This is a genomic window from Agarivorans sp. TSD2052 (genome assembly GCF_023238625.1).
GTDB lineage: Bacteria > Pseudomonadota > Gammaproteobacteria > Enterobacterales > Celerinatantimonadaceae > Agarivorans.
On record NZ_CP096670.1, the window covers coordinates 1,891,030 to 1,903,870 of the forward strand.

The 12,841-nt window shown below is 45.6% G+C and carries 9 protein-coding genes, 6 tRNA genes and 1 riboswitch; of the genes, 14 read left to right on the forward strand and 1 reads right to left on the reverse strand.

Annotation, left to right across the window (positions count from 1 at the left end; all coding sequences use genetic code 11):
* Nucleotides 1-22: 22 nt before the first annotated feature.
* The 9 genes from pgsA (at nt 23) to M0C34_RS08590 (ending at nt 5,898) form a co-directional block, all read left to right on the forward strand.
* Entirely contained in the window at nt 23-571 is a 549-nt protein-coding gene (pgsA, locus tag M0C34_RS08550) for a CDP-diacylglycerol--glycerol-3-phosphate 3-phosphatidyltransferase (protein WP_248715210.1), read from the forward strand.
* 234 nt (nt 572-805) lie between these two features.
* A tRNA-Gly gene (locus M0C34_RS08555) sits at nt 806-881 on the forward strand.
* An 18-nt stretch (nt 882-899) separates the two neighbouring features.
* A tRNA-Cys gene (locus tag M0C34_RS08560) sits at nt 900-973 on the forward strand.
* A gap of 18 nt (nt 974-991) precedes the next feature.
* Nucleotides 992-1,078 (forward strand) — tRNA-Leu (locus tag M0C34_RS08565).
* Nucleotides 1,079-1,369: 291 nt separating this feature from the next.
* Nucleotides 1,370-1,445, forward strand: a tRNA-Gly gene (locus M0C34_RS08570).
* A 19-nt stretch (nt 1,446-1,464) separates the two neighbouring features.
* Nucleotides 1,465-1,538, forward strand: a tRNA-Cys gene (locus M0C34_RS08575).
* A 29-nt stretch (nt 1,539-1,567) separates the two neighbouring features.
* Nucleotides 1,568-1,654, forward strand: a tRNA-Leu gene (locus M0C34_RS08580).
* A gap of 176 nt (nt 1,655-1,830) precedes the next feature.
* On the forward strand, nt 1,831-2,829 hold the full coding sequence (locus M0C34_RS08585) for a LacI family DNA-binding transcriptional regulator (RefSeq protein WP_248715211.1): 999 nt from the start codon (nt 1,831-1,833) through the stop codon (nt 2,827-2,829).
* Between the two features lie 351 nt (nt 2,830-3,180).
* A complete protein-coding gene (locus M0C34_RS08590) occupies nt 3,181-5,898 on the forward strand; it encodes a glycoside hydrolase family 3 protein (protein ID WP_248715212.1) in 2,718 nt (905 codons plus the stop codon).
* 102 nt (nt 5,899-6,000) lie between these two features.
* Here M0C34_RS08590 and M0C34_RS08595 read toward each other — a convergent pair whose 3' ends face one another.
* On the reverse strand, nt 6,001-8,004 hold the full coding sequence (locus M0C34_RS08595; protein ID WP_248715213.1) for a methyl-accepting chemotaxis protein: 2,004 nt from the start codon (nt 8,002-8,004) through the stop codon (nt 6,001-6,003).
* 451 nt (nt 8,005-8,455) lie between these two features.
* A riboswitch (guanidine-I (ykkC/yxkD leader) is annotated at nt 8,456-8,550 on the forward strand.
* A gap of 59 nt (nt 8,551-8,609) precedes the next feature.
* Here M0C34_RS08595 and M0C34_RS08600 point away from each other — a divergent pair.
* Genes M0C34_RS08600 through M0C34_RS08620 form a run of 5 tightly spaced genes read left to right on the forward strand, consistent with a single transcriptional unit; the run spans nt 8,610 to nt 12,766 of the window.
* Nucleotides 8,610-9,692, forward strand: coding sequence for a putative urea ABC transporter substrate-binding protein (locus M0C34_RS08600; protein ID WP_248715214.1), 1,083 nt, complete (start codon nt 8,610-8,612; stop codon nt 9,690-9,692).
* Between the two features lie 9 nt (nt 9,693-9,701).
* The gene (locus tag M0C34_RS08605; protein ID WP_248715215.1) at nt 9,702-10,529 is read left to right on the forward strand and encodes an ABC transporter permease; all 828 of its coding nucleotides are present in this window, start codon (nt 9,702-9,704) and stop codon (nt 10,527-10,529) included.
* Entirely contained in the window at nt 10,526-11,311 is a 786-nt protein-coding gene (locus tag M0C34_RS08610; protein WP_248715216.1) for an ABC transporter ATP-binding protein, read from the forward strand. The genes M0C34_RS08605 and M0C34_RS08610 overlap by 4 nt, the downstream gene beginning before the upstream one ends.
* A gap of 12 nt (nt 11,312-11,323) precedes the next feature.
* Nucleotides 11,324-12,070: an urea amidolyase associated protein UAAP1 gene (locus M0C34_RS08615; RefSeq protein ID WP_248715217.1), complete on the forward strand. Its 747-nt coding sequence runs from the start codon at nt 11,324-11,326 to the stop codon at nt 12,068-12,070.
* A 51-nt stretch (nt 12,071-12,121) separates the two neighbouring features.
* Complete coding sequence (locus tag M0C34_RS08620; protein WP_248715218.1) at nt 12,122-12,766, forward strand: urea amidolyase associated protein UAAP2; 645 nt, start codon at nt 12,122-12,124, stop codon at nt 12,764-12,766.
* Nucleotides 12,767-12,841: the final 75 nt, after the last annotated feature.

Consider the following 12,841-nt stretch of genomic DNA (forward strand, 5'->3'; position numbering starts at 1 on the left):
GTAGTTTTATAAATGAAAAATAATGATAAACATTCCTAATATACTAACCGCGTTTAGAATTGTACTAATTCCATTTTTCTTAATTGCCTTCTATCTTCCGGTAGAGTGGGGGATGCTGGCCGCTGCATTCATATTTGGCTTAGCTGCTGTCACTGATTACTTAGACGGCTACTTAGCGCGTCGCCTTGGTCAAACTACGCCATTTGGTGCGTTTCTTGACCCTGTTGCTGATAAAGCGATGGTGGTTGCTGCACTAGTGGTATTGGTTGAGCACTACCAATCTTTTTGGATTACTATCCCTGCGTTAATCATGATTTCTCGAGAAATCATCATTTCTGCCTTACGTGAATGGATGGCCGAATTAGGAAAACGCTCCAGTGTTGCGGTCTCTTGGATTGGAAAATATAAGACTGCTGCACAAATGGCTGCGATTTTTGGGCTTACTGCCCAGTTTAGTCCCTTGCTTACACAAGTGAGTTACGCATTTCTTTTTGTCGCCACGATACTCACCTTGTGGTCAATGGTGAGTTATTTACTCATGGCTTGGCCACATTTGCGTCAGAATGACTAATATTTAGCAGCTTTCGACTAAAAATCAGGCGAACAGTAAGAAACTTAGAAAAAGACTGTTGACGTAAAGATTTAGGTCGCTAAAATGCACAGCACATTCAGCGGGAACGAAGTTCTTTAGCTGAGTAGGCAACATTTTGTTGCAGTGTTAATGAGGCAACATTTGATAGTGTGGGTATAAAGAGCAGCGCAACCTTTGGTTAGCTACTCAATGAACATACTAAGTAATGATAAAGCGGCACTAGCTCAGTTGGTAGAGCGCAACCTTGCCAAGGTTGAGGTCATCAGTTCGAACCTGATGTGCCGCTCCAAATTAACACACATAGTATGGCGGGTTGGCAGAGTGGCTATGCAGCGGATTGCAAATCCGTGGACCTCGGTTCGACTCCGGGACCCGCCTCCATACTATTAAAACTGTGTCGCCCGGGTGGTGAAATTGGTAGACACAAGGGATTTAAAATCCCTCGTCTGAAAGGACGTGCCGGTTCAAGTCCGGCCCCGGGCACCAACTATTAGAGTTGAGAAACTCAGTATGGCAAGGTCGTGCATAATACGATTAAGCGATACTAAATATTGAAGTAATACTTAACTTTAGTAATACCTAAAATTTTGTATTCTTGTTAAGAATTAAGCGGCACTCGCTCAGTGTGGGTATCAAGAGTAGCGCAACCTTAGGGTTAAGCACTTGCCACATTAAATGGTGATAAAGAATTAAGCGGCACTAGCTCAGTGTGGGTACAAAGAGTAGCGCAACCTTAGGGTTAAGCACTTACCACATTAAATGGTGATAAAGAATTAAGCGGCACTAGCTCAGTTGGTAGAGCGCAACCTTGCCAAGGTTGAGGTCATCAGTTCGAACCTGATGTGCCGCTCCAAATTTTTGTAACGTTGTATGGCGGGTTGGCAGAGTGGCTATGCAGCGGATTGCAAATCCGTGGACCTCGGTTCGACTCCGGGACCCGCCTCCATTATATTAATGGAATGATTTAAAAGTTTTGCCCGGGTGGTGAAATTGGTAGACACAAGGGATTTAAAATCCCTCGTCTGAAAGGACGTGCCGGTTCAAGTCCGGCCCCGGGCACCAATTCAAAAAACCAGTAGCATTTGCTACTGGTTTTTTTGGTTTTTAAAGCCGCAATTTAGTGTTTGAGTCTAATCTGATTAGGCATTCATCTCACAGACAATATTTGCTTATCTTGACAGCTTTACGCGATAAGGTACTGTACTCGAAGCTCGAATAATTCGTATAGGGAATGCAGCTTGTCTACCATTAAAGACGTTTGCAGATTGGCCCAAGTGTCTAAATCTACCGTTTCAAGAGTGCTTAACGATCACCCTAGAGTCGCTGAAGCCACGAAGCAAAAAGTGCTTAAAGTCATCGATAGCATTGGGTATAAACCCAATTCATCTGCTCAGGCTCTTGCGTCAAAGCGTACTAACAGTATTGGCATGTTGGTTGGCACATTGGCTGGGCCTTACTTTTCTTCGTTAGTTAGCTCAACCGAAGGAACCTTGCGTAAAAACGGCTTCCACCTCATTGCTACTAGTGGCCAAGGTTCTATAAAGGACGAGATGGACGCGGTTCAATTTTTGTTATCAAAGCAGGTGGATGGTTTAATCATTCATACAGGGGAGCTACCGGATCAAGATCTGCTCGATATTGTAGATAAAGTTCCTGCGACCATTATTCTCAATCACCAGATTGACGAACTTGCCAATAATTGCATTGGCTTGGATGATGAGTTAGGTGGTTACCTGGCCACTAAACACCTCATCGAACAAGGTCACACAAAGATTGCTTGTATAACAGGCCCTATGAGTCAGAACATTAGCCGCGATAGGCTTCATGGCTATCGCAGAGCGCTTGAAGAGCACGCTATAGAATATAACAGCCAGTTTGTTGTCGAAGGGCGCTTGGATCTCAAAAATAACCGCCAAGCTCCACGTTACTTACTGGATAACAATCCCGACATCACTGCTGTTTTTTGTTTAAACGATCATGTTGCTTTGGGTGTATATGATGAGTTAGAGGCACGGCACTTAACCGTGGGTGATGATGTTTCAGTGGTCGGTTTTGACAATAGTTTAGTCAGCGAGCACGTCACGCCTAAGTTAACAACCATCAACTTTCCTACCATTGAAATGGGGTTCCTAGCCGCCAACAAGATACTGTCACTGGTAAAGCAACAGGACTATCCCATTCCTCAATTACTGGTACCTGAATTGGTCATCAGGCACTCAGTTAAAAAAATAAACTAAGTTAACATTGGCTTAGTGTTTAGCCATTAAGATAAAGCAAAATTGTCTTAATTGTGCGCCTTTAGTTACAGTTGTGGGAGCGGTTTCATAGTGAGGCTTGGATCGCATCATTGGCCCATTAATTAGTATTACAATGGCCGTGAAAATCCAACAAACACACATTGTAATAAATCGGCTTCGCTGAGCCCTTGTATTTATCACAATTTTTATTGCCCTTGTTGTGGGAGCGGTTCCATAAGGCGGCTCGTTTTGGGTAGGTGTAGGTGTAGGTGTCGGTTAACGATAACGAAGGCTAATGTTAGCCCATCGCTCATGACACGATGGCCGTAACTCATTTAAATAGGTAATTATATGCATCAGAAGAGAACGATAGTTTCGTGTTTAGTCGCAATGGCAATATTGACAGGCTGTAATAGTTCTAGTGACCCAGTTCCTAAACCACCGGTTGAGTCTAGTACCTTGCCTTATTTCAGTGAGTGGCCGCAAATTGATAGCCAAATCGATAAAGACCAAGCTATTGAAACTCACATTGCGCTAATACTCGGTCAAATGACCTTAGAGGAAAAAGTCGGGCAAATGGTTCAGCCCAACCTGCCTGAAGTGACGCCAGCTGAAGCAAAGCAATACAAATTGGGTTCAATACTCAATGGCGGTGGTGCATGGCCTAATAACAACAAATATGCCTCCGCTGCTGATTGGGTTTATGCAGCTGATCAATACTGGGAAGCGCTTGAAGAAGCGTATGCAGACCGTGGGTTTAAAGTGCCATTCATGTGGGCTACCGACGCAGTGCATGGCCATAATAACGTATACCGCGCTACCGTGTTCCCACATAACATTGGTCTAGGCGCGGCAAATAATCCAGAGCTCATTAAGCAAATTGGTCAAGCCACCGCAAAAGAGGTATCAGCTACCGGATTGGATTGGACATTTGCGCCAACAGTGGCTTCACCGCGCGATTACCGATGGGGACGGGTATACGAAGGGTACTCAGAGGATCCTGAAATCATCCACTTATACGCGGGCAAAATGGTTGAGGGTTTGCAAGGGGGGGCCGAAGGCCTAAAAGGACAAACCAATGTGATTTCTAATGTAAAACATTGGGTGGGCGATGGCGGTACGCTTGATGGCAAAGACCGAGGTGAAAACTACTACTCAGAAGAATACTTGCGCAACATTCATGCTACTGGGTACTTCTCTGGGCTAGACGCTGGTGCGCAAGTGGTGATGAGTTCTTTTAATTCATGGCATAACCCCGCTAACTATGACCAAAACGCCGGTAGCGATAGTGCGACTTACAACCACAAACTACATGGTAGCAAGTATTTGCTGAATGATATTCTCAAAGAAAAAATGGGTTTTGATGGCTTAATTGTGACTGATTGGAATGGCCAAGGCGAGTTAAGCGGTTGTAGTGCTGCCAATTGCCCCGAAGCGGTTAATGCTGGCAACGACATATTCATGGTAACTGCGCGCAGTGATTGGAAAGCGTTTTACAATAACGTGATCAGCCAAGTTAATGACGGCACTATTTCTATGCAACGTATTGATGATGCAGTAACTCGAATTTTACGTGTGAAGATGCGAGCTAATTTATGGGAAAAACCAAAACCGTCATTGCGTCAACTAGCAGGTAATGACGATATTTTAGGGTCTGACAGCCACCGAGCCCTCGCCAGACAAGCGGTTAGCGAGTCCTTGGTACTACTCAAAAATAAAGATGCGGTGCTGCCTTTAAGCAAAAGCAAACCTTACATTATTTTGGGTAGTGCAGCTAACAGCATTCAAAAACAAACCGGCGGCTGGAGCTTAACGTGGCAAGGTGATGGCAATACCATCGCTAAAGACTTCCCAGGCGCTAGCACCCTTAAAATGGCGCTCGAAGATGAAGTCGGCGCTGCAAACGTTTATACCTCAGAGTCGTCTGCCCCCCCAGAAGCCATCGCCATTGTAGTTATCGGTGAAGATCCTTATGCCGAGATGTTTGGTGATATTAAAGCCAGCCAAACCCTCGAGTTCTCTTCGTTGAAAGCTTCTTACGCTGCTGATCTCGCGATTGTAAAAGCAATGAAAGAGGTGGGGCGACAAGTGGTGACAGTATTCTATTCAGGCCGACCATTATATGTGAACGAAGAGCTTAACCACTCAGATGCGTTTGTAGCGGCCTGGTTACCAGGTACTGAAGCAGGCGGTATTACAGATGTATTGTTTGCTCACTCTGGTGCCGATTTCAAAGGGCGCTTATCTTATTCATGGCCGATGAAAAAGTGTTCTACCACCATTAATCGCCATGCACCCAATATAGAAAACTATGTAACTCCTTCGATGGAACAAGACATTGAGGGTGAACACAAGCCATTGTTCCCTTATGGCTATGGTTTGGCGTATGCCAGCAGTGACCAACAAGGAGTTACCGAGGACTTAGATGATTTACCGCTTGATACACGAGAGTTTGGCTGTGGAGTTGATGAGCCTGATAATGGCGTTGCTAACGTAAACCTTGAGATTTTTGGCCCATCGGAAAATGGCGAGTATCAACCACGTATTGCTGGTGAAGCAAACGGTTGGGCGGCGGTTGATGTTGACCGAGGGGCTGTCACAACGATTGGCTCATTAAGCGTAACGCCAATCAATTATCTCCACCAACAAGATGCGGTGAAACTGGAGTTTGGCAGCAGTATTGCTGAAATATTTTTTGAAACGCTTGATGGCGCGGGTAGCGATAGAAACGCCTATGTGAATGCCGATTCAAGCCTTCAATTTGATATTCAGCTGCTGTCAGAAGCGCCAGCATCAATGCGATTAAGGGCCGACTGTGAGTATCCTTGCACTGCAGAGTTAGATATTTCTGGTGCATTACCTGCGGTTCGTACTGAAGGAGACGCCGAGTGGGATACCGTAAAAATCCCTCTATCGTGCTTGGTTGCTGAAGGGATGGAATTCTCTTTCGTGGACAAGGTATTTCTCTTGCAAAGTGCGGCACCAGTGACGGTCAATTTAGGCAATATTCGTTATGTACCTCGCTCACTCGATGCTGCTGAAGATGCTTTAACTTGTGAAGGTCTATAGCGAAGGCCGATAGCGACAAGTTTGATACTGCCCTAAATACGAAAAGAGCAATCTAGATGAGTGTCTAGATTGCTCTTTTACTTTGTAGCCGTTGCCAACTGGCTATAGCTGGTAGCGTTCAATCAGCTGGTTAAGTTTGTCTACTTCAAAACGAATGCTCTCACCGGCTTTACTGGCTTCGTCGGCGATAAACAGCGCCGCGTTGGCACCATCAGATATTTGCACGATGTTATGTTCAACTTCATCCATCACTTTACTTTGTTGCTCAATCGCACTGGCAATGTTGGTATTTAGTTCAACGACTTCGTCTACGCCCTGAGTAATGTGGCTAAATGAATCTCTGGCTTCTTCCGCTTGTTCAACACCACTTTGTGCTCGAGTGCTGGCATTGGCCATGGCATTAACCGAACTCAAAGAACCTGATTGCAAATTTTCAATCATACGTTGTATTTCAGCAGTAGACGTTTGAGTGCGGCTAGCGAGGGTACGCACTTCATCGGCAACAACGGCAAAGCCACGGCCTTGCTCACCCGCGCGGGCGGCTTCGATAGCCGCATTTAGCGCCAGTAAGTTGGTTTGCTCGGCAATGTTTTTGATCACATCTATCACACCTCCAATGGCACCGGTTTGCTCTTGAAGCTGGCTGAGTGAGTCAGAAGTGGTCAGAACTTCTTGGTTGATTAGGCCAATTGTAGATATGGTATTGCCAACAATTTGTTGGCCGTTGACCACGGCTTGTTGTGACGCCAAGGTAGAGTCTGCGGCTTTATTAGCATCATCGGCCATGCTGTTTACGGTGGCGTTCATTTCAGCAACTGCGGTGGCGATTTGTTGGGTTTCTTGCTGTTGCTGGTTTATCGCTTCGCGCACTTCCTGAGACTTATCTCCGATCTGTTGCGTGGCGGTTAACATTTCTTCAGAGCTACTGGTAACTTGCTGAAGCAAGTTACGCAGAGCGTTTAAGGTTGTCTTATAGTCTTGGGCAATGTCTGCCAATTCATCTGAGCCGTAAACCATTAAATCTTGACTCAGATCGCCTTGATTTACCCGTGCCGCTACAAAGCGGATTTGTTTAACGGTGCGCCTTACCGACAAATATGCGCCAATCATAAAGTAACTACACACCAACAAGACAAAAACGAGGGCGAGAAGCATAATGATACGTTTATTTTCAGCATTCTGAGTACGCTGGGTAAGCTCTTCACCAAAGTAGTTTAGTGCAGCTTCAGTAAATTGTTCGATTTGCTGCAGGCTTTGGTTGGCGGTTGCAAATACCGTTTGGGTATTGGTTTTTACCTGTTGGTCCTTAAGAATCTCATCTCTAATTAGGCTAACAATTTGTTCAATACTTTGTATGGTGAGTGCTGCGTCACTGCCTAACTTTTGCTCAAATTGTTGATCGTAAGTGCTCAGTTGGCTTAGTGCTTTGCGCATATCATTGAGTACTTCGCTAGCGTTATCAGTACGAAAACGCAGGTCGGCGTTACCTTCAGCATCTAAAATTCCAAAGTCAGCTATATCGCCCCCCTTATCTCGGATCCTTGCAATGTTACTTTGTAAAGCTGGTAAGCGGTCGACCGTGATGTCGATAAGATAGTAACTGGTAACGATAGGGTCTCGAGTTAACCCGCTATTTGCCGCAACACTGTGGGTAAGACCTCTTATTTCTCTTAATAGAGCCTCATGTTCTATTAGTAATTGGCCAAGCGAACTGCTGCTATCACGGACGGTTTTCCAGCGTTGGCTAACTTGCTCAAGTGCGGGGAGGAGATTGCTAGGTAGCACCGAAGATAACTGGCTTAGGCTGCCATCAAGGCCTTGTTGCAGTGCTGATAATTCGGCTTTATCAAATTCAGCACCCATGGTGCGCAGGGTGTTTAAATGCTGATGTTGCACGATTGATTTTGACAAGCTGGGAAGTTGACTAACAACTTTGTAGCCAGCCAATTCTTGTTCGGCGAACTCAAGGTCGCTATTCATTGTGATGATGATGGAACTAAAGCCATAGGCAATCGGAATTAGAAATAAACAGGTCCACAATATAAATTTATATTTAAAGCTAATCCGGTCACTGAGGTAGACCGCGGGGGAAAAAATGCTGCTCATGAATTACTCCTTATTCATCGAGTACAAGTTGAAGGCTATTAATATATCGACCATGGCCATTCAAACTTATGCCATTTTAGAGCTAAAAATGATAAATCATAGCCTAAACGGCCCTGGCTGGCCCAGAAAGCCAGGAGTTAGCGAGGTATTAACTTAAGTTGTTGATAAATAGTAAGCAAACGGCGTAATCTTTGCGTAAATAATCGGCGCATCCTCGTTGCCTAGCGGGTATTAATTTTAGCTTAGCTGAGATAAGTGGGCTTGGCGTCGTGTTTGCGCTAAATTGGTGCGAATGACGATAAAGCGCACCTTAATGAAGCGTCAAATGGCGGCAGTTTTATATTAATTACCTATATGGTGGTATTTGAGGAGTTGGCATAGCCATTGCAAATTGTTTAATGCGGCATGAGAGACGAAGGTTCTGGTCACATTTAGCGCCGCCAAACAATTTGCAATAGACATCTAGGGTTCCGACTGTGCGCAGTGACTGGACCGAGAGTTGTCAACCTCAACGAGGTTACACGGAGGGATAAAAGCCCGGGAGATGACAGTACCTAAGTCTCTCATGCTTTTTATTTTAAGTGCATAACCACAATGAGGTGAACATGTTCAACTTAGTTAAAACTCCACTCCGTAAAATAGCTTTAGCAGCTACCGTAATTAGCGCTACCTTGGCCGGTTCTAACATTGCTCAGGCCGCTGAAAAACCCAGTTATCGTTTAGCATGGACTATCTATGTTGGTTGGATGCCATGGGACTACGGGGCAGCCAATGGCATTGTTAAAAAATGGGCTGACAAATACGACATTGACATCGAAGTCGTGCAGGTAAATGACTATATCGAATCGATTAACCAATACACCGCAGGCTCGTTCGATGCCACAGTAATGACCAATATGGATGCATTGACTATCCCAGCTGCCAGCGGTGTTGATTCTACAGCACTTATTGTGGGTGACTTCTCTAACGGTAACGACGGCGTTATTTTGAAAGGTGACAAAGCCCTTGCTGACTTAAAAGGCCAAAATGTTAACTTAGTAGAGCTTAGTGTTTCTCACTATCTACTGGCTCGCGGCCTAGAGTCGGTGGGTATGGCCGAACGAGACCTTACCGTGGTCAACACTTCGGATGCTGACTTAGTGGCGGCATTCACCACTAAAGATGTAACTGCTGTTACGACTTGGAATCCTCTACTTAGCGAAATAATGGCAATGCCAGACACCAGCCTGGTGTTTGATTCGTCAAAAATCCCAGGTGAAATCATTGACCTATTGGTGGTAAACACCGACACCTTGCAACAAGACCCTAAACTTGGCAAAGCGTTAACGGGCGCGTGGTATGAAATTATGGCCACTATGTCGGGTGATAGCGATGCAGCGATTAAAGCACGTAGCTTTATGGCAGAAGCATCAGGCACCGATTTAGCGGGTTACGAAGCGCAACTTGCCTCAACAAAAATGTTCTACACACCTGCTGAAGCAGTCGACTTTACCAACAGCGGCGACTTAAAAGCGACTATGGCGAAGGTAGCCGAATTCTCTCACCTACATGGTTTATTAGGTGAAGGTGCTCCAGATGCAAGCTTCATTGGTATTGAAACACCCGCCGGTGTTTATGGCGATAGCAGCAACATTAAACTTCGTTTTAATTCGACGTATATGGAAATGGCAGCGCAAGGCAAACTTTAAGGCCCGCTTATGACCCGAATTATTAACCGTAAACCCAGCCGCATTTCGCGGCTGCTACTGGGCTTATTGCCTTTTGTGCTGTTAATCGCCGTGTACATGATGGCCTCACAAGCACGCTTGGTCGACAACCCTAATGACAAGCTATTGCCAGCAATGACCAGTTTTGTTGATGCAATACAACGGATGGCTTTTGAGCCCAGTAAACGCACCGGCGATTACTTGATGCTGGCCGATACGCTAGCCAGTCTAACTCGGTTAATCACAGGGGTAACCATTAGTGCGTTGCTTGCGTTAACAATAGGCATTGCCAACGGCATGGTGCCGTTTGTTAGGGCACCGATGTCACCCTTGGTTACCGCTTTATCGCTGGTGCCACCTATGGCGATTTTACCGATTTTGTTCATTGTGTTTGGCTTAGGTGAACTGTCTAAAGTGATGCTGATTATTATTGGTATTTGTCCGATTATGATCCGCGATTTGCAACTGCGAACCGATGCCTTACCGCAGGAGCAAATACTAAAGGCACAAACCTTAGGGGCCTCGAGTTGGCAAACCATCGTAGGTGTTGTTTTACCGCAAATCTTACCCAAATTAATAGAAAGTGTTCGTTTAACACTGGGTAGCGCTTGGCTATTTTTGATTGCCGCCGAAGCGATTGCTGCCACCGAAGGATTGGGTTATCGAATATTCCTTATCCGTCGTTACTTGGCCATGGATGTGATTCTTCCCTATGTATTATGGATCAGCCTTTTAGCCTTTGTGATGGATTGGCTACTGCGTAAATTCTCAAGTTACGCATTTCGCTGGTACCACCAAGAGCAAGGAGAGGGCGAATGAACACTCCCATTATTGAAGCTAAAAATGTATGGAAAGAATACGGCAATAACGTGGTGCTAGAGAAACTGAACCTTGTGGTAAATGAAGGCGACTTTGTCAGCATTGTCGGTGCCTCGGGTTGTGGTAAGTCTACGTTCTTAAATTTGTTGTTAGGTAACGAGCGCGCGAGTAAAGGCGAACTGCTGCTAGATGGCGCGCCATTACCAGAAGAACCCAGCTCAGAGCGGGGTATTGTGTTTCAAAAATACTCGGTGTTTCCACACCTTACTGCAGTACAAAACGTGATGCTAGCAGAGGTATTTGAACAGTCTCCAATATTGGTGCATCTATTTGGTAAAGCTAAGCAACAAGCCAAGCAGCGTGCCTTAAGCATGTTAGCAAAAGTGGGTTTAGAGCAAGCTGCCGATCGCTATCCTGCGGAGCTATCGGGGGGGATGCAACAACGATTGGCGATTGCCCAAGCATTGATGAAGAAGCCACGGATCTTGTTACTGGATGAACCGTTTGGCGCCTTAGACCCGGGCATTCGTAAAGACATGCACAAGCTGATTCATCAATTATGGTTAGAACACAAACTCACTATTTTTATGATTACTCATGACCTTTCTGAAGGGTTTAGCTTAGGTAATCGGCTGTGGGTATTTGATAAACATCGCCATGATGCCCAGCAACCAGAGCGCTATGGAGCGCAGGTAACCTTTGATATTCCCATTTCAAAAGACATGAAAAACCAAGCGATGCGACCTAAATTGACCGCGGCCGCACAATTAAGCTTGGCTTAAAGGAACAAGACAATGAAAGACATCATTTATACCGAAAACATTCCAGGAGCTAGCCATTGGTCGGTATTGGTTCCTGCTGGTAAAACCCTGCGTTTTACCAACACTGAAGGTGAGGCGAACGTAAGCCTATTGTTTTATAACCCTAAAGATCTGTTAGAGCGTTTCAACGCTCCTGACACCTTGAAGTGCCAGCACACCTTTAAACTGAGTAAAGGCAACTGTTTGTATTCTGACATGGGGCGTATTTTTTGTTCCATCGTGCGAGATGATACCGGCTGGATAGATTCGGTGGGCGGCTTAGCGAACAAACAAAAAGTCGCTGAAAAATGGGGAGAGCGCAGCTATCAACGCGACAGCAACCAATGGCTACAAAATGGTTACGACAGCATGCTGGTTGAATTAGCCAAGTATGGTTTAGGCCAGCGCGATATGGCTGCCAACGTTAATCTATTTAGCAAGGTAGCACCGGATCAGCAGGGCAATTTGAGTTTTGACAGTTCGGTGAGCAAAGCGGGCGATGTTATTGAGTTGCGCTTTGAAATGGATACCTTAGTGCTGATGACAACCTGCCCACACCCAATGAATACCGCTGTAGATTATCCTAAGGCTGGGGTAGAGGTAGCGATGTGTGAGGCCTTAGTGCCCGCAGAAGATGACTTTTGCCGAAACTTCCGACCTGAAAACGGCCGTGGTTTTGAAAATACCGAGCGTTATCGTTGTATTAGCCAAGCGCAAGCAAGCCTTAGCTGCTGTGGCTAGTGGCTTGATGATTGAACATAGATATTATTTTAACGATTGAAAGGATCTCTGATGATCGTAGAAAGCTTACTTAAACCATCATTAGCCAGTAGACGAGATACCGTTCCTGCTGGTGATTACTACATGCAAGTTGTCAAAGCCGGGCAAACGGTACGTATTCTTGATTTAGAAGGCAACCAAGCAGCGGATACCTTGTTTTACAATGCCGATGATCCCAGTGAACGTTATAGCGCCATAGACACCATTCGTGAACAAGCCAACGTATATCTCACTGCGGGTACAACATTGCAATCAAATCTGGGCAGACCGATGCTACGGATCACAGCAGATACCTGCGGGCGCCATGACACCTTGGGTGGCGCATGCGCAACAGAAAGCAACACGGTTCGATATGCGCTAGACAAAAAATGCATGCATGCCTGTCGTGATAGTTGGTTATTAGCGGTAGCCGAAAATGAACACTTCGGTTTAAGCAAACGCGATATAACCCACAACATTAACTTCTTCATGAACGTACCGGTAACGGACGAGGGAGGGTTAAGTTTCGAAGACGGTATTAGCGGTGCCGGCAAATACGTAGAGCTGTTTGCCGAGATGGATGTCATCGTATTGCTGTCAAACTGCCCGCAATTAAACAACCCTTGTAACGCATATAATCCAACACCGGTTGAAGTGTTGGTGTGGGACGCAGCGTAGTAGCTAAGTAAAACCCACATTTCGAAGCCCAAAAGGGCAAAGTTAAACCATAGGCGAGGGACGACCCTCAACAAG